Source organism: Pseudomonas sp. LBUM1658 (genome assembly GCF_059716055.1).
In genome coordinates, this window is record NZ_CP166798.1 from 308040 (window position 1) to 328125 (window position 20086).

The 20086-nt window shown below is 53.5% G+C and carries 19 protein-coding genes; 3 read left to right on the forward strand and 16 right to left on the reverse strand.

Translation table 11 applies throughout. From position 1 onward, the window contains the following. Positions 1 to 12: 12 nt before the first annotated feature. Genes ACA064_RS01380 through ACA064_RS01390 form a run of 3 tightly spaced genes read right to left on the reverse strand, consistent with a single transcriptional unit; the run spans position 13 to position 2802 of the window. On the reverse strand, positions 13 to 894 hold the full coding sequence (locus ACA064_RS01380) for a glycosyltransferase (protein ID WP_497671789.1): 882 nt from the start codon (positions 892 to 894) through the stop codon (positions 13 to 15). 10 nt (positions 895 to 904) lie between these two features. Then, a complete protein-coding gene (locus ACA064_RS01385; RefSeq protein ID WP_497671790.1) occupies positions 905 to 1861 on the reverse strand; it encodes a glycosyltransferase family protein in 957 nt (318 codons plus the stop codon). Beyond that, positions 1861 to 2802 (reverse strand): glycosyltransferase family 2 protein, encoded by a 942-nt coding sequence (locus ACA064_RS01390; RefSeq protein WP_497671791.1) that lies wholly within the window; start codon positions 2800 to 2802, stop codon positions 1861 to 1863. The genes ACA064_RS01385 and ACA064_RS01390 overlap by 1 nt, the downstream gene beginning before the upstream one ends. 335 nt (positions 2803 to 3137) lie before the next feature. Here ACA064_RS01390 and ACA064_RS01395 point away from each other — a divergent pair, with 335 nt between their 5' ends. Together ACA064_RS01395 and ACA064_RS01400 are read left to right on the forward strand one after the other, a co-directional pair. Next, entirely contained in the window at positions 3138 to 3593 is a 456-nt protein-coding gene (locus ACA064_RS01395; protein WP_497671792.1) for a carboxypeptidase regulatory-like domain-containing protein, read from the forward strand. A gap of 833 nt (positions 3594 to 4426) precedes the next feature. Beyond that, the gene (locus ACA064_RS01400; protein ID WP_497669155.1) at positions 4427 to 5404 is read left to right on the forward strand and encodes an IS5 family transposase; all 978 of its coding nucleotides are present in this window, start codon (positions 4427 to 4429) and stop codon (positions 5402 to 5404) included. Positions 5405 to 5537: 133 nt separating this feature from the next. On the opposite strand, the gene ACA064_RS01405 is transcribed toward ACA064_RS01400, so the two are convergent. The 6 genes from ACA064_RS01405 to ACA064_RS01430 form a co-directional block, all read right to left on the reverse strand. Continuing rightward, the gene (locus ACA064_RS01405; RefSeq protein ID WP_497671793.1) at positions 5538 to 5759 is read right to left on the reverse strand and encodes a hypothetical protein; all 222 of its coding nucleotides are present in this window, start codon (positions 5757 to 5759) and stop codon (positions 5538 to 5540) included. 1142 nt (positions 5760 to 6901) lie between these two features. Continuing rightward, positions 6902 to 8365 (reverse strand): hypothetical protein, encoded by a 1464-nt coding sequence (locus ACA064_RS01410; protein ID WP_497671794.1) that lies wholly within the window; start codon positions 8363 to 8365, stop codon positions 6902 to 6904. Positions 8366 to 8810: 445 nt separating this feature from the next. Next, on the reverse strand, positions 8811 to 10355 hold the full coding sequence (gene tnpC, locus ACA064_RS01415) for an IS66 family transposase (RefSeq protein WP_497671795.1): 1545 nt from the start codon (positions 10353 to 10355) through the stop codon (positions 8811 to 8813). Positions 10356 to 10373: 18 nt separating this feature from the next. Continuing rightward, positions 10374 to 10733 carry an IS66 family insertion sequence element accessory protein TnpB gene (tnpB, locus tag ACA064_RS01420; protein ID WP_497671796.1) on the reverse strand — a complete coding sequence of 120 codons (360 nt, stop codon included), beginning with the start codon at positions 10731 to 10733 and terminating at the stop codon, positions 10374 to 10376. A gap of 159 nt (positions 10734 to 10892) precedes the next feature. After that, a complete protein-coding gene (locus ACA064_RS01425) occupies positions 10893 to 12338 on the reverse strand; it encodes a hypothetical protein (RefSeq protein ID WP_497671797.1) in 1446 nt (481 codons plus the stop codon). 504 nt (positions 12339 to 12842) lie between these two features. Further along, positions 12843 to 13067, reverse strand: a complete 225-nt coding sequence (locus tag ACA064_RS01430) for a hypothetical protein (protein ID WP_497671798.1) — start codon at positions 13065 to 13067, stop codon at positions 12843 to 12845. Positions 13068 to 13574: 507 nt separating this feature from the next. Between ACA064_RS01430 and ACA064_RS01435 the strand changes: the two genes are divergently transcribed. Continuing rightward, the gene (locus ACA064_RS01435) at positions 13575 to 14021 is read left to right on the forward strand and encodes a DUF3761 domain-containing protein (protein ID WP_497674150.1); all 447 of its coding nucleotides are present in this window, start codon (positions 13575 to 13577) and stop codon (positions 14019 to 14021) included. 197 nt (positions 14022 to 14218) lie between these two features. On the opposite strand, the gene ACA064_RS01440 is transcribed toward ACA064_RS01435, so the two are convergent. The 7 genes from ACA064_RS01440 to ACA064_RS01470 all read right to left on the reverse strand — a co-directional run bounded on the left by ACA064_RS01440 (position 14219) and on the right by ACA064_RS01470 (position 20086). Next, positions 14219 to 14671 carry a hypothetical protein gene (locus ACA064_RS01440; RefSeq protein WP_497671799.1) on the reverse strand — a complete coding sequence of 151 codons (453 nt, stop codon included), beginning with the start codon at positions 14669 to 14671 and terminating at the stop codon, positions 14219 to 14221. Between the two features lie 455 nt (positions 14672 to 15126). Then, positions 15127 to 15732: a hypothetical protein gene (locus ACA064_RS01445; protein ID WP_497671800.1), complete on the reverse strand. Its 606-nt coding sequence runs from the start codon at positions 15730 to 15732 to the stop codon at positions 15127 to 15129. A 364-nt stretch (positions 15733 to 16096) separates the two neighbouring features. After that, positions 16097 to 17848 carry a DUF927 domain-containing protein gene (locus ACA064_RS01450; protein ID WP_497671801.1) on the reverse strand — a complete coding sequence of 584 codons (1752 nt, stop codon included), beginning with the start codon at positions 17846 to 17848 and terminating at the stop codon, positions 16097 to 16099. Continuing rightward, positions 17845 to 18720: a toprim domain-containing protein gene (locus ACA064_RS01455; protein ID WP_497671802.1), complete on the reverse strand. Its 876-nt coding sequence runs from the start codon at positions 18718 to 18720 to the stop codon at positions 17845 to 17847. The genes ACA064_RS01450 and ACA064_RS01455 overlap by 4 nt, the downstream gene beginning before the upstream one ends. Next, a complete protein-coding gene (locus tag ACA064_RS01460) occupies positions 18717 to 18995 on the reverse strand; it encodes a hypothetical protein (RefSeq protein ID WP_497671803.1) in 279 nt (92 codons plus the stop codon). Before ACA064_RS01460 ends, ACA064_RS01455 begins: the two co-directional genes overlap by 4 nt. Positions 18996 to 19121: 126 nt before the next feature. Beyond that, on the reverse strand, positions 19122 to 19787 hold the full coding sequence (locus tag ACA064_RS01465) for a Rha family transcriptional regulator (protein ID WP_497671804.1): 666 nt from the start codon (positions 19785 to 19787) through the stop codon (positions 19122 to 19124). Beyond that, complete coding sequence (locus tag ACA064_RS01470) at positions 19784 to 20086, reverse strand: helix-turn-helix domain-containing protein (RefSeq protein ID WP_497674151.1); 303 nt, start codon at positions 20084 to 20086, stop codon at positions 19784 to 19786. Before ACA064_RS01470 ends, ACA064_RS01465 begins: the two co-directional genes overlap by 4 nt.

The window sequence follows — 20086 nt, forward strand, 5'->3', positions numbered from 1 at the left end:
GAAAATACCGCATCATTTATCGTTTCGAGGCAAAGCCAGGCGCCACAGGCCCCGTAAAGTCTTTGCATTCCATGTTCTGAGCGGGAGTTGCGCGAGCAGCTCGCGAGCGAGATTTTTGTCCTGGCGCGCGCACTTGAGCAGCATCGAATGGCGAAAATTCGTGCACACCTGTGCATACGCCGGGTGATCACTGAACTGTGCATAGGTGCGCAAAACGTTATCGGTCATAAAACGATGATTTTTGTAGGTGTTACTGCCGTGCACGCGGTAATGGGCCAGCACTTCGCTCAGTACATCGATGGAGTAACCTGCCCGGGTGATCTTTAACTGAATCAGCAAGTCTTCCAGACGAATCTGCGGATCGAAACCACCGACTTTTTCCAGTGCTTCACGACGAAAGAGCAGCGTCGGCGCCGGCGCTCCTGGTTTGCGGTCGAGAAAAACATCCTCGAAGTCCAGGCGCCGCCGCGGTAGATCGCGGAACTTATCTAGCGGGAGCCCTTCGGCATCTATCTCTTGAATATTGCCGGCACATATCCCTACCTCGGGTTTATCCCTTAGATATGCCACTTGCAGTGCTATGCGCGTGGGCAGCATCACATCATCCGAACCGAAGGGAGCGATCAGGTTGCCCTGTGCCCGGGCTATGGTTTCGTTGAGCGTTCGCGACAAACCCTTGTTTTCCTGTGCGAGAAAACTGAAACCATGAAGTTGCTGCAACCGCTGGATGCGTTCGACGCTACCGTCTGTTGAACCATCATCGACCACTAATAACTCAATGTTCGGGTAAGTCTGCGTGAGTACGCTGGTGATGCTCGCCTCGATAAAGGCGCAATGGTTGTATGAGGCAATAATGATGCTGACCAAGGGTGAATCAGTCGCGGGCTGGGTCATACAGGCGCTCTCAGTAGGGACACAGGCGTTGCCACAAGGCTCGCCAATAGGAGGGGGAGGGAATGGCCGGCCAAGGCTCTACCAGCACTCCGGCGATCTGCTCGGCCAGGTGCTTGTAGCTATGATGGGTTTCGACGAAGGCGCGACCTGAATCCGCGATGCGTTGCGCCAGCTCCGGGTCGCTGCGCAGCCTGGAGATATGCCCGCGCAGCTCTGCAAGACTGCTGTAGAGCAGCAGATGCTCACCGTCGCGCAGACCAAGCGCCGCCTCTTCTGTGTCCTGACGCCAGGCCAGCAGTACACAGCCGCAACACATGGCCTCGAAGTTCTTTGCCATGTACTCGCCTAGCCCGATATCGGCACTGATGAACAGGCGAATGCGATTGAGCATCTGTCGATAAGGCTCGCCCGGATCAGTGCGCAGTACCTGCAAGGGTTCAGAGGCGGCCAGCTGCTCTAGCAACGACTTGCGTTGCGCATAGGCATCGCTCGTCGTTCGGCCAATAAAACCCAGCTCGATGTCACGCTCGACCGGCTCGGCAAATAACCTGGCCGGGTCATAACCTTTGGCCGTGAAGCTCACGTTGAAGCCTTCAGTCTGCAAACGGGCCGCGATACCGGCTCCCGTAACCAGAATGCGTGCGCGTGGCAAACGACGATAGAACCGGCTGAATGCTCCGCACCAGCGCGAGCGGGTCAGGTAGTTCTGACAGGCATCTTCCTCGTAAACCAGCAAGCCGCTCAGTTGTGCCAAATAGCGCGTTTGGCGATACACATTCTTGAACGGCAAATCCAGAACGATTCGCTGAAAATCAGAAAGATCGAGATCGCCCAGGAATCTGCGCAAGTTACGCTGCTGACTTTTTGTCAGCCGGTGAACCTCCAGGGACAAACGTTGCGCAAGCTCGCCATATAAGGTTGTCAGATCTGGCAGACGTTCAGCCGCAGTCAATACTAGAACGCGCATCAGCTCAGGCCAGCCCCTAGTCGCAGGGCCTTCTTCAGATAGCTCCAGCGCAATGCCAGCAAGGGCGACAAGCCCAGGGCATGCCGATAAAAACGTCGTGCCGCGAGCTTGTCGCCAGCCAGCATGGCTGCACGAAACAACGACAGATAACGTTGCGCCTCATACGCAGCTCGATAGACCTGGCAATCTTCGGGCAAGCTGGCGAAAACCTCGCGCAGCATTCCCTGGGCCACCGCCTTCTCGTCATGACGGTCATGTCGCAAGCTGTTGGCGTGCTTATGGATTCGCGCCAGGGGTCGATTGGTCAGCGCGACTGGTGCGCTTACCAGCAGGTATGCAAAGACTGCAATGTCTTCTCCTGCTCGCAGCCCCTCAGGGTAGGGGCGTTGCAGCAACAGGTCGCGACGAAATAGCGTGCGGCTGTGGGATATGGAGATTTTCTTGTCCAGCAGATAACGCCGGATCAGTTCCGGCGGCGAACCAGTGGCCGGAGTAGGCAGGCGAATCCGCTCACGACCGTCGGCAAAAACGGATATGTGCGCACCCAGGATCATGCCCGCCGCTGGATTGTTGTGCAGTACTGCGCGCAGAGTCTCCAGAGCCTCGGGCAACAGCTCATCATCGGCGTCCAGCAACAACACATACTTCCCATGCGCAATACGAATGCCATGGTTGCGGGCGGCTGCCGGGCCGGTATTCTCCTGGTGGATGATGTGAATCCTGTCGGGGAACCGTTGGGCATACTCCTGGAGTACCTGCGCGGTGTGGTCCTGGGAGCCGTCGTTGACGACCAGCAACTCAATATCCTCGGCCCACTGCGACAGTACCGAATCCAGTGCCCGCGGCAGTACAGTTGCGTAGTTGTAAGCGGCGATAACGACGCTGATCAGCGGCACAGGCAGTGCCACAGGTACGCTTGCCTTCCCTTCTAACGCTTGCATTTCAGCTTCCTGATTGTTGCTGAAGGTTTGGCGTCTGACCCGATTAACGCCCCCTGCATAAGCATTCCCTTGGGGGTTGGTTTTGGTCTGTAGGGAAATTCCTGTGTAACTGTCGGCAGCTTCTTTATCGGAAGGGAATGTTGGATCGAAGGCTTGCGTCGGAGCGAAGAGCTGAATTGATCCAGGCAGCGAGTCAGTAAGGCATAAACTTTTCGTAGTCGGACGGATCAACAGTACAGGGAGGGGGATTTAATCGGGATGCCGCTGGTTATGGCATAGCGTCCAATGGTGGTATCGCATTCATCGGGGTCTGTACGAACCTGGGAGTGGTCATCATGAAGTCCTTCCACTTACTCGTGTTTTCAGGAGCGGTAGCGTTCATGTTGTCGGGGTTGCCTGCAACGGTACTGCAGGCTGCCACCGAGGAGCCGATCGATCTGTCCGGCGTGCAGGTGGAGCCGCAACAGCAAAACGGAATTACCTACCTATCGGGAGGCATCGGTATGGATGAGTCGCGGGCGATTCATCAAGCCAAGGGCTACAACCTGCACATGACCTTTGCGATCGGCCCGGACAATAAATACGTGCCTGATGTCGATGTAGTGGTTCAGAACATGCAGGGCAGCTCGGTGTTGAAGCTGAGTCAGGTAGGACCTATCGTTTACGTTCAGCTGCCGCCCGGTAAATACCTGGTTGTCGCTGCTCGCAATGGTCAGGAAAAGCGCAGTGATGCCGAGATCAAGGGTGGGGCTATTCGTGACCTGGTCTTTCACTGGAATGATGGTTATTGATATCTGATATCTGTTGAGCGTCTGCAAAAATCACAGGCAACAAAAAACCCGCACTAGGCGGGTTTTTTGTGGGCTTTCATGTGATCTATAACACCACATGAAAACTGAATGTGGTGCCAGAGACGGAATCGAACAGTTGGCTGTAGGCTACGGTTTTAAAGGTTGTTGGTGGTGATGATCTGTAAATCTACTCACAAATCTACTCTCTTTTTGAAATGCTGCTCCGTTTTGAGTATGCCAACGGTGGCCGAAACGGGGCCGATTTACTCCGCCGATCTCCGACGAACGGTAAGGCCGTCTTGCCGCAGCCATCGTCGGCGCAAAGGTATGGTCATCACCACCACGCCCTGGATCAATTAATCCAAATCTGGATCGACTGACCGCCTCCACAATTTTGCAGAGACGGTGTGGAGCCGTGTTGCATTTCCACCACATTGAGGCGCACTTGCCACTATCTGGCGCCAGCACCACCCCCGGATCAGGGTAGTGGTCATTCATGGGGTGTTTTCACAAAGGGCACCATTCGATGCTCTTTCATTGGGTGGGGTTGGTTTTCGCAAATCATCGTTCGAGGCAAAAGGCGGTCGCCAGGATGAGCTGGCCTCCCATTTCGTTAGGGCAGGTGTCGCGACACATTTTGAGAATTATAAAAACGTGTCGCGGATTGGATTTGCGGCCGCGTCCTGGTCTATTCATCCAAGCAGAATGGACGTTTCCACCTGTCTCATCCTGCTGTCAATCAATCCTCAACCGTAAGCGCTAAGGAAACTCTGAAAAAGACTTCCATCTCTGGTGAAATACCCATCTCACACGAATCGAACGGTTGAGCCCCGATGAAACAGATGTCCTTCGCCGATGCCGAGTATGCCGGTAAACGTAAGCAGACCCGCCGCGAGCGCTTCCTGATCGAGATGGATCAAGTCGTGCCCTGGAAGGGTTTGATTGCCTTGATCGAACCGCATTATCCGAAGGGTGAAGGTGGTCGTCCGGCGTATCCGTTGCTGGCCATGTTGCGGGTTCATCTGATGCAGAACTGGTTCGGCTACAGCGATCCGGCGATGGAAGAATCGCTGTATGAAACGACGATCCTGCGCCAGTTTGCAGGGCTGCATCTGGATCGAATTCCTGACGAAACCACGATTCTCAACTTCCGCCGCTTGCTGGAGAAACATGAGCTGGCGGGTGGGATTTTGCAGGTTATCAACGGTTATCTGGGTGACCGTGGATTGATGTTGCGTCACGGAACGATCGTGGATGCGACGATCATTCATGCACCCAGCTCAACCAAGAATAAAGACAAGAAACGCGACCCCGAGATGCATCAGACCAAGAAAGGAAATCAGTACTATTTTGGAATGAAATCCCACATTGGCGTTGATGCGGATTCGGGCTTGGTTCATAGCGTTGTCGGTACTCCCGCCAACGTGGCGGACGTGACACAAGTGGATCAATTGCTTCACGGAGAAGAAGTTCACGTCTGTGGCGATGCCGGTTACACCGGGGTGCAGAAACGCCCAGAACATCAGGATCGCAAGATGATTTGGTCGATTTCTGCCCGGCCCAGTTCGTACAAAGAGCATGGCAAAGACACGGTGATCGGTAGCGTGCTACGCGGGATTGAGTATGCGAAAGCGCAAGTCAGAGCCAAGGTTGAGCATCCGTTTCGAGTGATCAAGCGCCAGTTTGGCTATACGAAAGTGCGCTTTCGTGGTCTGGCGAAAAACATCGCTCAGCAGACGACGTTGTTCGCCTTGTCGAACCTGTGGATGGTGCGAAAACGATTGTTGAATGCAGGAGAGGTGCGCCTGTAATGCGGGCTAATCGCCCTGAAACAGCGCGATTAGAGGAAAAATCATGAATTAAAGAGTGGAAAGGTCCGATTTTCGACCGAATCAGCGTTTTTTGAACCTCTCACAGAGAGGGCATCAAAAATCGGTGGGTACTTCAGACCTTCCCTAATGCTACGCATAAACCGCAAAACACTGCTACGCCAGCAGCCGATTGATTCAATGCCGCCGAAATCACCGTGTAATCAATTGCAAGCTGTCCGTCTGCCGACAATGCGTCAACCTGGTATTTAGCTGACAGGTGCCAACAAACTCCAGAGGCAATTGAACCGAACGCAATTGCCGCAGCAAGACATCGTTTGAAAATTTTCTTAATCATAAGTCGCTCATTCCCGGCGGGTGAGTATGTATATACGGATCATTTCCGCCAAAACTTTAGCGCTCATCGAAAAATATTTTAACTTTGCTCAATGGGGGTCGGAAGGTCCAGGGCTGTCACGGGTTTTCCGATTGCGCTGGCTAAAGCAGATGCGCGGAATTCTGCTCGTATCTCGTCCAAGCACCTGATGTACTCAGGTTTGAGCACACCGGCGATGGTCCAGCTTTGGACGATTCCCTGCTTTCGGACTTGAAGTCCAGAAGGCGCAGATTTGAGATTTGGCCCTTCGTAAGGGGGCAAGGCTAGGTCTTCATCCTCAGTCGGAGGATGGATCAGGTACTACGAAAGCTTCGTAGTGGAGATGCACTGTATGCGATCCATGAACACCACATTCAAAGCTGACAGATGATCCCCGAAGCTATGCTCCCGATTTCTCTACCTGTGGCACATAAATAGTTCACTTCCTATTTAGTTGGCATAAGAATGCAAAAGCCTGGCTATTTTAGTGGCACAAGAATGCCAAGACCGACTATTTCAGATGGCACAAAAAATCGGCTCTATTTCTATGGCATATAAATGCCATAGAAATACCACATAAATGCAGAAATCCGCCCTATCTGTGCTCATGTGAGCCATTTTGGCCCTGTACCAGGGGTAGGACGATTTTTGTACCGGGGGTAGGATTCTCTGTTTTTACAGGGCTTTGGAGGCCTTAAAAACGTCACGAGTCTATTACGTGTTTGGTGGATTTGGCGGTACACCAAAGGACGTCGAAAGGTCTCGCTAGCGTAGAGATTGACTTTTTCGACTTTGGCGTCGGGGCGCATCATGGCGAGCTGGCTCCTGAGGGAATCGGGAGCACAGCATCCGGCATCAGCTAAGCGCTTTGAATGTGGGGTTCATGGAGCGCTTACCGCTGATAAAGGTCTTGAGCGTGTTGCAGTTTTAGCCGACTCGTTGGAAGCAGAAGAAGTCCGCACTGCATCAAGAATTAAATTCTTGAATAGCCAATCAGCTGAGTGATCTTTACATGCTAGTTGTAGCCGGGTCAGTAGGCGCCGAATTTAGCAGCAATCGAACTCCCTCCAACTACCAGACCCGAGCCCTCGGAGACGGAAACATCCAACAAAATACCGCCACATCTAATCCTCAATATCTTGTGCAACCGACTTAGCAACCACAACAGCGAAATTATTTTTTTCAGCACCAAGAAACTTACTAAGCGTTCCTCGATGAGTTACAGAATCAATATCTCTCCACGTAATTATAACTGGAGAGCTCAGCAACGAATTTTCCGGACGAATAGAAATGCCGTTTGGAGCCCCAACTTTGCCAAGCTCAACTCCTCCATTCAATATCACCTTACTATCAACTGCTAAATCCGTAATAATCGATCCTGTGCAGCGACCATTGACCTCCAAGCAAAAGGCTCGAATTGTTCGTACGAATTCACCTTCGTCCTGTGAAGCAAGTTGAAATAAATAAGATGTTACGCTTGAAGGCCCAAACAATATATCTTCCGGAACCATGTAAACATTCAAGGGGTCTTCTTTGGTCGAAACCCCCAACTTGTAGGTTTCGAATAAAGAAGTTCGAAATATAAAATCATTCGCTATGGCCGCGCGGAGCGTATTAACCGTAATTAGTGCGCGAGCCTTGAATTCGGCTTCTGACCCATTAAAATAATATTTCCCTCTTTTGAGCCTTGAAACTTCAAAGGCAACTCGCAGCGCTGTTGCCCAATCCTTACCTAATTTACTCGCAATCGGTTTATCCAGCACAGCTTTAATTGAAGGCGAGGAGGGTTCAACCTTTGCAAGCGCGAGAACCGCTTCGCTTGCGATATCTGAATCCTTATGTTTGGCCAAATTTTCTAATTTGCTGCCGGACTGCTTATCATTCAATCCGGCATATCTTATAGCCGCAATCAAAAGAGTTTTAGTCGCCTCTTCATCTGCCATTATTGCTCCAGACACTTTAATCAGCTTCTCCCCCCGATAAAGCTTCAGTAAAGCGGCTCTTTTTTCTGGCTGATCAGCAATCCATCCATAAGCTTTACCTGCACCGGTACCTATTGCTTGGATGAGAAGTTCGACAGATTCGGCACGCCCTCCAATGTTTGACTTCAATAAAATTTCAATCACATCCGAGAACTCTTCAACTGATGTTTCCGGGTCAGAAACTAAAATCCTGAACCGTCTAAAGTCTCCATCTGAAATATTTAAAGCAGGATCATCGTCATCTCTCTTTAAACTTGCCAAAGTGAGAAGATAAGAGTTTATAAGTGCGCGCGCAACAACCTTGTCGACATCCCTTCTAAACTCTGAGTTCGGATCATCAATCTCAAGCTTATTTTGAACTTCATTGATTGCAGTTGCCTTGGCGAGATCTTTTACATCAAAAATTGTTTTAACCCCAAAAACTGTAAACACAACAGCCACCAATCCAAATGCAATCCCAACAATTTTACCCGTGCTCTCAAATCGGGCTTTAAGCTGTGCGTCAACTTCTTTTAATAATTTCAGCTCAATGCTATCTCGAAGTAGCTCTAGGTGCTTTTCTATTTTACCCTCTACGTCATCAGGCGGGTTTGATCGAGTAGGCATTCGCGTATATCTCCTGCTGAAAACAATCAACTTATGCTAATCAACCTAAAAAATACTCAAGTGCTTTGGCTTAGATCATTATCAACAATCAGCTTAACCAATAAAACCAAATCATCAAGCAAGCCGACACTTCATCTAAATAAAAATAAAATAGATCAACAAATCTTAGCAGATCAGTAAAATTTTGCTGAACACCAGCTCAGACCTCAACAGATCAACAAACGCAGCGACTACAACTATTATTTCAGGATTACACACGCTAAAAACTATTAAGCATAGCGAACCAACGGCTTTTTTCTCAGCTAAACGACATACAGGGCTTTGGAGGCCTTAAAAACGTCACGAGTCTATTACGTGTTTGGTGGATTTGGCGGTACACCAAAGGACGTCGAAAGGTCCCGCTAGCGTACGATACGATCCACCCACCCCACGATAGGGTTCAGGTTTAACGTGGTATCTCTGTCGAGCAGTTCCACGGCAGCAGTGCTTCATAGTCCGCCACCGACTGCGCATGTGGTAACTGCTCCAGTACGTGGCGTAGCCACGTATAAGGCTCTTGGCCGTTGACCTTGGCGGTCTCCACCAGACTGTAGATCTGAGCACTGGCGGTAGCGCCTTTGGGCGTGTCGCTGAACAGCCACGCCTTACGACCGATAACGAACGGTTTTATCGCCCTTTCGGCCGCATTATTGTCGATAGGTAAAAAACCGGTTTCTACATAACGCTCCAGCCGGCTCCAGTTGCTGGCCAGATAATTAATGGCCTTACCCAGCACACTTTGTGGGGTTACTTGGGGCTGCGTTTTCTCCAACCAGCTTTTCAACTGAGCCAGGATCGGTACGCTCTTTTGCTGACGGCCGATTAAACGCTGCTCATCATCGCCGTCCTTGAGCTCGCGCTCGATGCCATACAGCTTGTTGATCATTGTTAGGGCGATATCGGCACGTCCCGCCTTGCCCTTCGGCTGCACTTTCTGAGCCTCGACAAACTTGCGGCGCGCATGGGCCATGCAGGCCAGCCGTTCAACCCCCGGTTGCAACGCCAAGGCGTTATAGCCCGCGTAATCATCGGTCATAACATAGCCGCGATAACTTTCCAGCAGACGCAACGGAACCTCCTGCGCACGGCTGGACGTGTAGTCGAACAACACGACTTTGCGATCTGGCGGGCCGCTGGCTTGTACCCACATCCAGGATTGGCTGGTCGGGTCTCGACCTGGCTCTTTCAATACTTGAACACGGGTTTCATCGCAGTGGATCACTGGCCTTTCCAGTAATCGGTCGCGCATTAGGTTCAGCAGTGGCTGAAAGTGTTCGCTGCACTGCATCACCCAGCGGGCCAGTGTTTGCCTTGGTATATCGATGCCGTGTCGACTTAACACCGTCTCGAAACGATGCAGCGGCAAGCCATCGACATACTTGGTGGTCAGCAACATTGCCAGAACGCTTGGGCTGGCCATGCTCTTTTCGATCAGTTGAGCCGGTTTGTCGGCGGTGATCGGTGCCGTTTCGCAGCCACGGCAACCGTAAACCTTGCGGATATGTTTGATGACACGGATCTGCATCGGCACGATATCCAGCTGTTCGCTGATTTCTTCGCTGATCACGTGCTTGCGGCAACCGCAGGCACAGGTCAGTTCGTGCTCGGGCAGTTCGTGGATGACCTCGACACGCGGCAGCTCAGCCGACAATGCCTTACGTTTGCCTCGGCGCGGCACCGGGAAAACGACTTCTTCTTCAGCGTCGCCGATCAATGGCATCGGCTCGCTTTCGGGCTCATTGAACAGTGCAAGTTGCGGCGTATTGGGCTCCACTGTCTGCTCGGACTTACGCCCGAACAAGCGGTCGCGCAACAGCTTGATCTGTCCTTTCAGGTCGACGATGTGAGCCTGATAAGCCTGGGCAACTTCTTCCTGGCGATTGAGTGCCTCAAGCAGCATCTGCTTGAGCAAAACGGGGTCATCAGGAAGATCGTCGGGCAGAGAAATCATGGCCCGGATTATACCGGGTCAGGCTACGTAGCGTGGGGTCAAAACCTGGTGAGGACGGTTGCGCCACAGGTCAAAACCGTCGAGCAGCCAGTTCAGTTCCTGGACGGTAAGAACGATCACTTCATCGCTGAGATCAGGCGATGTTTTAAATCGCTCGGACTCAAAGCGCTTAAGCCAAAGGCAGAAGCCGTTGCGCTCCCAGTACAAAATCTTCACGCGGTTACGAGGCTTGTTGAGAAAGACGAAGAGCACGGGATCGAACACCGCCACTTTTATGTCCAGCTCGACCAGCGCAGCGAGGCCATCAATGGACTTTCTGAAGTCCACGGGCTTGGGGTAGAGATAGACTTTTTCGACTTTGGCGTCGGGGCGCATCATGGCGAGCTGGCTCCTGAGGGAATCGGGAGCACAGCATCCGGCATCAGCTAAGCGCTTTGAATGTGGGGTTCATGGAGCGCTTACGATGCACTCAGGTTTGAGGGGATCTCACTGGCCAATGGCCTCACAGGATTCTAGATGTGGCTGAACTCGACCGGGTTAGGGGGCCTCGTCAGGCACGCCGGAGGTGATCGCGCGCGTTGGAAAATGCAACGAGTAGTAATCAATATATGAATCGCTTGCATTTACGATTTTAAGAACTATTCGATGGAGCGTCAGTTTTAATAGCTTTGTTTCTTTGATCAGGGAGATATAGTCTTCATTTGGTATGGCATTCCCGTGAGCAGCATCGTTTCTTCTTTGCCAGGCAGATAGCTCAAGCGTACCCATTTCTAAACCTAACTGCTCAAAAAAACGCTGGGAGCGAACTTTTTGAGAGATGGTATTTCCGTTGTTTAGTTTTTCGATAAGTATTTTTTTCTCATTTGGAGATATTTCGATTTCATCAGTGGCTTTTAAGATGGCGTTTTTTATTTTTTTATAGTCCGGTTTACTGAGTATAGTGTTGTTGAATTTGCTGCCCTGTTCATCTATGTATTTTTTCTGAATCGACTCAATTATTGCACCGAAATATGCGGGGGCCATATGTGTAGGTGCTGTGACTGCATGCCAGTATTCCCAGTTGAGGCTGCTCAATCCGTAATGGTCATATTTCTCACAAAAAGAGTTTAGCATCCGCTCAAGTTTGTTTTTGTCGATTGCGTTTTCTATATATCCCGATGAGATGGGTGCTGGGGGGAGAGTGGGGGTCTTGAAGGCTCTTGAATCCATGCTATATGCGTTAACCGCTTTAAAGCTTAAGAGTCGTTGGGCTGAGTTGAAGATTGAGAAGCCTAAGTACACTATTGGAAAGCCCAAGAAAAAGGACAAGCTGTCTCTGATTTTCTTTCTTATGTTTTCTTCAGGTGCGCCAATGAATAGCAAGTACCCGGGCTTTATATGTGCGTCGTAGCCGTCGTGCTTGGAAGCACCTAAAATAATGTCGTAGTTACAGATTTTTAATCGAACACAGTCTCTGCCGTAGTTTTCAGTTGTGGATTCGGCTTCAAAGGATATCTGGTCGACCCCTGTTCCAAATGTTCGGGTTGGAGTTGAAACTAATTTGTCTTTTGTTAAGTCGGGCCATAAATAGTGGCGACTGTCAATGTTTGCGAGCCATTCAAATACGTAGGAGATCGGGCCGGATTCTTGAGTTTTATATTCAAAATGGTTTATCGAGGATTTTTCGACGTTCTGGTCAGTGTTAGTTTGAGGGTTGTATTTGCTGTTTCTATGTAGTGATTGAACTCCTGAGGCGAATGCCGTGCTTCCCATTGGATTCTCGAAATGCACTGCGTCGGTGTTTATTCGGACAGTGCCTGGTGGGTGCTCTTTCTGTTCGGTAATGACTTTTGTATGAGATACCGTTTCTAGGTATAACTTTAGGTTTTTGTCTCTGGTGATTGTAAAAGAGGTGATTGGATTTAAAAGCTTTCCCGGGTCTGTTACAAATAGTAGGTTTTTTTGCAAATAATTTTCTAATCTTTCCCATTCCCAGAAAAACATTCTCACAACTCCTTTTTATAAAAATACGATCCTGACACTAAGGTGAATTGTAGGGCTAGTAAAGCCCAATGCAGGCGTAGCACGCCAAGTGATCCGCCAGATGCGGCTGTAGTGGGGGTGAATGAAATCCTCATCGCTTTACGACCACCAGTACTAAAATGCGATCTCTCACGCTTGAGGCGGAGCACGGCGTGGGCTGCGGGGGAATTGGCCGGCCCCTGCTACCGAAAATCAGTCAAGGCCCTGTCAAGAATTGCTTGGCGCGCTAAGGATGTTCATGGGCCGGTGTTTCAACACCCATCCAGGCGTCAATCAGCTTCGATTGATCGACCACATCCCCTTGAAGGAGCTTTTGACGAGCCCCTCCAGGACTTTGGACGGGGCTGGTGCTGGCTAAGCTGCGAATGTGCCGCCAAACCCTTGTGGTAGAAGGCTATCAGGGTGCTCACAGGCTATAAGGGCGGGCCAATCCGTCCAGACCTGTCCAGAATCCGTCAAGGCTGGTCAAGGGTTCCGGAGGCTGTCGGCAACACTCAGCTCGGCTATCCCCTGCCTGATAAACACAAGGTTCTCGTCCAGGGTGACGAGAGCGCCGCGGACATTGCCCGCAACGTCGGCCGATCCGCGCCGTTCTACCCAAACGGTCAGCTCCTCAACTGCGGCGCCGAGAGCGAGCTGATTTTGATTGAGGCTGTTGAGCAGGCTGGCGATTAGCTTGGTGTCCATCATGGTGATCCTCCGTGTTTTCAGGAAGGGTAGCACCAGCAGCTCCAACACCAAGGTAAACACTTTGACGGGAGCTGCCTCGGCCTCTGGCCAAATTCGATACCAACGTATTCCGGGATTATCCCGTATTTGGTCCGTGAGCCATGCCCGCCGAGCCTTTCAGATTCGCGCAATTGACCAGGGACGGCGAATCCGTCTCACGCATGTCTCACATCCGCCAGCTGTTCCGTCAAAGCGTGGTCAAAGTGGCGTAGGCCCATCACCTTCAGCGCTCGCCACAGCGTGTTGGCATTCACACAGTATGTTGGATTCAACACTCATGGTTTGCACTGCGAGCTAGCCTGGTGATGACCATCGAAACTCGATGTGATATCAAAGTGCCTAGTTTATTCGGGTGAACACCCCCCCTGAGCCGAAAACACATGATTGAGGGATTTGATGCTGTATTCCAAGGACCGGACTTGGTTTGTGGGGATAATCGCTTTTCTAGTTGCGATGATCCTGTTGTCGATGCTCTTCGGGCCGGCTGTCTGTAGTGATGGATGGGCGTCACCATCAATAGGTCGGCGTGGGGCATGCTCGTCGCATGGAGGTGTCGACCGAACACTAGGTGTTATAAAGCTACTTCTTAGCCTTGGGGCAGCCTACTGGGCTATGGTTGCGTACAGCTCAAGGAGGGAGAAATGGTTAGCCAGAGATCGAGAGACTGCCGAAGTATCTGTTACATCCACACCTAGTACCTCAGACGGTGCCTTCAAGGCTACGCAGCCCCCAGCGACACCAATGCAACAAACTAAGCAGGCTTCGAAAGTTAGATGTCCGATTTGTGGTGGAGGTATGTCATTACGGACTGCAAGTGCAAGAGTGGGTAAAAATGCCGGTAGTAAATTTTGGGGGTGTAAGCGTTTCCCTCGATGTAAGGGGACCAAAACTCATTACCCTGATTTTTCCCAGTGACATAGTTCTGCCCGCCAAGAAGCGGGGCGTTTTTTTGCGCCAAAGGCCGTTGCGATATTTGCTTGCTGAAGCTGGAGTTGCCAGTCAAAAAACCTGCTTTTGGTGGCAACCATGGTGGAAACCTCGTGCTTGGGAACTGGAGGGTATGGTCACTTTCATAGTGACCACGACGGTCGCCATCCTATCGGTTGCGCCAGCTATTGGCCCGGATCGACCAGTGTCAGCTTGATCCCCGCAACATCCAGGCGCTCAGTCACTGACCCCGTTTCAAAGCACCAGCCGTCGGGCATTGTCGTCTTATAGCGAAGCTCATAATCAAGGAGCCTTGCTTCCTCTTTGGTGATATGGGCAATTTTTAGCGTTCGCTGAAGCATGAGGGCAACCGCACCGACGTCTTTGCCACCCCAGAACATCTTGAAAGCTTGGTCACGGATCAGTGAGCAAGGGACAAGGTGCTCCGTGTGCCCGGTCCCGTTTATCGAGACCCCATAGAGAATGTGGCTTGAGTGGATAAGCGTATCGAAAATTCTAGAGTGCACACGGGCCGCACGAGGCAGCATATTTTTTTGCTCTTCCCAGTGATGTTCCAGCACCCAAGCTGCTCGCTCGAATGCGCGTCGTTTCAAATCTTCGGGCGTATAGCTGGACACGTAGTGCTTCCTTAGCTGGCGGGCGAAATGCTTCGCCGCAAAAGGTAACCGCTCTTGCTCACCGCGTGTAGGGGTGCGCACAACAACAGGGGGTGAGCTGTCAGCTTTAACGTTACCCAGGGCGACCGCGAAGCATGACGGCACCACGGGCGCGCCACGTTTTCGTGATTTGTAAATCGTGGCGCGTGACCCTGTAAACGGAGGATCTGGCAGGTTTGCAGTGAACCGCTGCGATGCCGTGGATAGCCCGCTTCGGCGACCTCGCAGGGTGGTACCGGGCATCAATAAAAAGCCCGGCGATTAGCGCGGGCTTCGGATGTTTAAAGTTGGCTGGTCAATCCGTCAGCGTGCGCCTGGCTTTATCTTGCTCTCGCATTTGGTGGCGTATATCACGAATGAAATCTCTGAAGCCTCCCGTCCAGGTGTTGCGCGATGATGCCGTCTTACCTTCGGCGCTAGATGGGCCGGTGCTTTTCTCCCACGGCTTCCAGTTCTGAATCATTGCCGACTGTCGCGCCCGTCGCTCGGGTGTCCATCCATTGCACATGGTCTGTCTCCAATAGTTCGTTCTGCGCTTTTTTGGGTTTCCGCGTGCGCGTTGGTTCGGTCGCGCCGTTGTTTACTTGGACGTTCTGGCCGATGTTCGCCTGCTTCACGAAAGCAATCTGCTTGGGCGCCTTGAGTTCGGCCAGAGTCTGCAATGTGGCGCGGCACTGGTTCTGCGCCTTGAATGCCATCCGCATAAGTGGCTCCATGCGATCCAGGTGCTTTGCCAACAGTGCTTGCGTAACCAGCTTGGCAAATATGGCGTCCAGGGTGTGCGCTTGGGCCAGTAGCATGTTCTCGGCCCTAGTCATGTCGCCCTTGTTGACTGACTCGGTCTGTCGGCGCAGTTCGCAGGCCAGGTCGGTGACGGGTGCGCTTACCAATCCGCTGCCGACCAATACAGCCGCGCTCTGGTTCTCCGGCATGGTGAAGGTGCGGGCCATCGTTTGCCCGTGCGTCTCGCCGCCTTCCGGCTTCACCTTCAACACTTTGGTGTTGTCTTTGGATTCGCTCATGGGCTACCCAATCAGGTTGCAGAGGATGGGATCAAAGTGGCGTGGCGGCACTACCAGACGCTTAGGGATGGGCGTTAGGTTGTCCGGCTGGTGCGATGTGTTTTCGGTGTTGGTCTTGGTCATGGAATAAGTTCTCAATATGTAATTTGTCGAGGGGACAGAGGGGACATAGGGGACAACCGCCAATGGCGCGGGCTGTAGCTGTCCCCTACGTTTTTTCAGTGAGGGGACAGGGGGGGACAAGTCCGCCCATGTGTCCCCTCTGTTCCCTTGGTGTTTTTAGGGGCGGGGACAGCCACAGGCCCCGCCGTTACTGGCTGCCCCCTCTGTCCCCTCTGTCCCCAGCAGAAAAATCAAAGTGCGTTTAGATTTCTGGCTCCAGCTTCGCCGGGTCGATGAAATACAGTTTTGGCTTGGTTCCGTCTGGCAGTCGCTTGGTTGCCTGTGCGCGGCCTGCTTCGCGCTTGGTGATTGCCCCTACTGAATCCATCGCCAACACCACGCGGCTCAGGTCGTAACCCTTGGCGGCTTCCTCCAGGCCGGGACGGTTGAACAGAAACAGGCGCCCACTCGGTGCGTCTTCCCAATAGCCCGCTCGATCCCTGGCTTCGCCATGCGGATCGTCGGCACCTGAAAAGCGGGTGTCCCCATGGCGGGCGATGAAGTCGGCGACGGCGCGCAATATCTGGCGATCCTCGCTTGGGCCTTCACCACGGCCAGCGCGCCAAACGTCGAACAGTTCCAGCATGGCGGCTTGGATGTGCCCTTTTTCCAGCGGCAGTAAACCGAACTTAATTGCCAGCTCACCAGCCAGCGCGACCAGTGCGAATCGTTCAGCGGCGCGCCCTTCTTGGCCGCTGGTGCTGGGGTATTTGGAAACCATTGCGGCCAGCCATTCTGGCAAATTGCCTACCTCGCCAGACGCCAGCAGCAAGCGCACGAACTCAGGCCCGGCGTGGCCGTAGTCGGTGGCGCTGGCGCGTTGGATGGCGTCGGAAAACTCACGACCACCGGACATGCCGTGCAAGTCGTCAAATGCGCCGTGGGTACGGTGCGTCGGTATATCCAGCAGGCGGATTTCTTGCCCGGCGCAACTACGGCCCCCACCCTCGGCAATCAGCGCGGCTAAGCCCTTTTCGCCATTCGACAGCACCATGACGCGCCAGCGCTTGGTTGCACGGGCGGCCCCGGTACGGCTGGCGCGGGTCTTGCCGCTGCCGTTAGCAATTGAGTAAACCACTGCGCCGATCTCGCGGGGGTTGGCCTCGCCTATTTCGTCCAGTGACAACAGGGTGTCATTGCGTTGGGCGGCCACGCCTTCCAGTCCATTGCCGGTGGCGCGCCATGTGCGTTTGAAGTCTTCACCGTGGCCCCAGACTGAGTTGCCAGCATACATAGACGTGCTTTTGCCGGTGCTTGAGTCGCCCCGGTAGTGAAAACCACCGCCTTGGCGTTTGACGTGAAACAGTAGCGGCCCGGCCAGCGCAGCACAGACGCCCAAGCTTAATAACGGGTTGCCCTTGCACTTGGCTGCGATGCTCGATTGCCAGCCCTCCAATGTGCCAGCCTTGCGGTAGTCATCACCATTGGCCGCCTCACTTTGAAAGATGGCTTCGCCATTGCCGATGTTCTGGCGCGGCATGATAAACAGCTCCGGCGTGTGCCAGCCGGTAGACGTGGTGGCAATAACTCGCTGCTTTGGGTGCTGGCTGGCGATGTACTGACACACCTGATTGCGGCGCTTGTAATCAACGTCTAAGCCCATGCTTAACAGTACGGCCAAGATTGAATCAGGTCGCCCGGCTAACAGTTCATTGGGCATTGCCCACGTCAGCCACTTATTGTCCTGATTGCGAAAGCGCAGCAGACGCCCGTAGTCACTGTCTTGGCCTTCGCTGCGAGTGATAGCATCCACATGCAAAGGCCCACAAAGCCATTCGTTGAACGGTAAATCGTCTCCGGTTTCCCGGTCTTGCTTATTGCCGTGATGCCAAACGCCCGCGCGCAGCTTAGAGCCATTCAGGGTGATAGCGTGGTCGTAGACGCGATGCTCTGGCCGGTTGATTGGCGCAGCTTCGGCCACGGGAATTAGCGGCGTTACGTTTGAGACACTCATTGGCTCACCTTCCGCCATTGGCGCAGATCGTTAAAGTCAGTGAGGGTCAGTGGTGCATTGGGCGGCCAGTCGGGAAACACCAGCCCACAACCAAGCGCGGCGGATGCTTTGATGGCGAAACTGCGCCCCGGATTCCCTTTAGTCTGGCGGTCATCGTCACCGGCCACGATCAACATGGTGTCGGGGTGCTGGCGCTGGAGTAGCTGACCAACCTCCAGCAGGTTCCCGGCATTCATCGCACAGGCCACGGCGGCGCCAGTTTCGGCGTGGATCGTCGCGCCGGTGGCCCAGCCTTCGCACAGGTATAACGGCTGGTCGGCGGCGATGATGCCCATCGGTGAATAACAGCCCTTTACCCGGCCACCGGACAAGAAACGCTTGCTGCCGTCCAGGGCGATCCGTTGCAGATTGACCAGCACGCCAGCGGCGTACAGCGGCACCAGCAATTCATCACCACGCTGGTGCAGACCATGGGGCCGAACGCCCTTAGCGATTAGATAGCAGTGGTCAGAATCGGCGCGACGCGTATCACGCCACCAGCGCTGAGCAAGGGTTGCTGCGCTCAGTTGGCGCTGGCGTTGCTCGGCTTCACGCTGCTGGCGTGCCTGCTCGATGCGTTGGCGTACCTGCTCGGCTTCGCGGTTATCATGTGGTTCTCGGCTGCTCCAGGTATTGGTGCCACCGGCTTTCCAGCTACCAAACGCACCCGAGGCGATGCCGTCCAGGTACAGCACGTACCAGCCGTTGAGCGTTCCGGTCTTGTCGTCTGGCACGCGGAAACGATGAATCACACCGTCTGGCACAGGGAGCCAGTCGAGCGGCCCGTAGTCGCTTTGCAGAGCGTCCCGGAAAAGGATCGTCGCGTCCGTCATGTGGCCTCCTTGGCAGCGCCAGCAAAGGCCCGACAGATTTGGCCATTGTTCACCGCGTGCCAGTAGATCAGGTCGTCCAGCGAATCAATCAGGCAGGCCGTCACTACAGCATCAGCACTACGCATCACGACACGCCCGCACTCTGCGTCGGCCTGGCTCAAGAATGGCCCCAGCAGCGCCTTGGGCACCTTTGGGTGGGTGACATACCAGAGTTCGGTGGCTTTCTTCGGGCAAGCCTTCGGCGTACCCCCTGTCTTGCAGGTTTGGTTATTCATGGTGGGTTAAACCTCTTGCTTGGCTCTGCGTTGCCTAAAGTGGGTGTCGGCCATTGCTTCGATGTTCGCCGCGTGCGCACTGAGCTTTCAGATTGGGCTCAGGTGTTGTTGGGAGGGCGATGGTCATCATGCGGCGACGCCAAGCAGCAGCTCGCCAGCCGATGCCATGTACGCCAACACCGCGTCCTTAGCCTTGCGCCCGGCTTCACGGTGATCGGCGCCAGACTCCAAAGCGTTATGCAGGTGGCGGCGATAGATTGCCTGGAGCGTCGTCAGCAGTAGGCTTTGCTCGATGGTCAGGCTGCCACGCTTGCCGCTGGCAATGCCCATCACCGTGTTGAGCGCCTTATTGGCGTTCATGTGGAACACGCGCTCTGGCGCATCACTACCGAGAGCCTTTGCGCGCTGGGCCAAGACGGAAACCTCATCATGCATAGCGTGGTAGAGGGGCAAATACTGGCCTTCGGTCACGCTGGCGCGGTCGCGGGCTTCACGGAATGCCTTTATCAAATTGACCTTGAGTGCCCGAACCTTGATGTTGTTGCGGCTATAGCTCAGCAGCAGATAACTCTGGTCTTCATTGAGTAGGGCGTACTCCTCGGGGCGGCCGCCTTTCGACCCTGTCGGGGGTTTCCCGATTTCAAATCGGAGAACTCCGAACGCCTTGAAGTCAGCCGGATACGCCTTGAGTATCTTCATCGTGCTTTCATGTTGAATGCCTAGCTGCTCGGCTAGTACGCGGCTGTCAGCGCGAGCCTCGCCTTTGGATTGGATCAGTTCAATAGCACTCATGCGGTCACCTCGGCTTGTGGGTTGGTGCTGAGGTAGTACAGAGCCATGCCGCGGTGCGTGCGGCCTTGATCGTCGTTCAGGATGAGGCGATTGGTCAGGATCTTGTGGCCAAGACCGCGCAGCTCGTTGATGCGGGCACCAGGACGGACGATGTTCAACTCGCGGATGGCGGTGAAGGTGTCGATAGGGCCGGCGTGCAGACGCTCCAAAAGGCGAGCGCGCTGTGCTGTTCCGCTGATATTATCGACGTGAGAAATTTCGTGGCTGGCCTGTTGGTCGGCCATTTTTTTGTTTGTCAT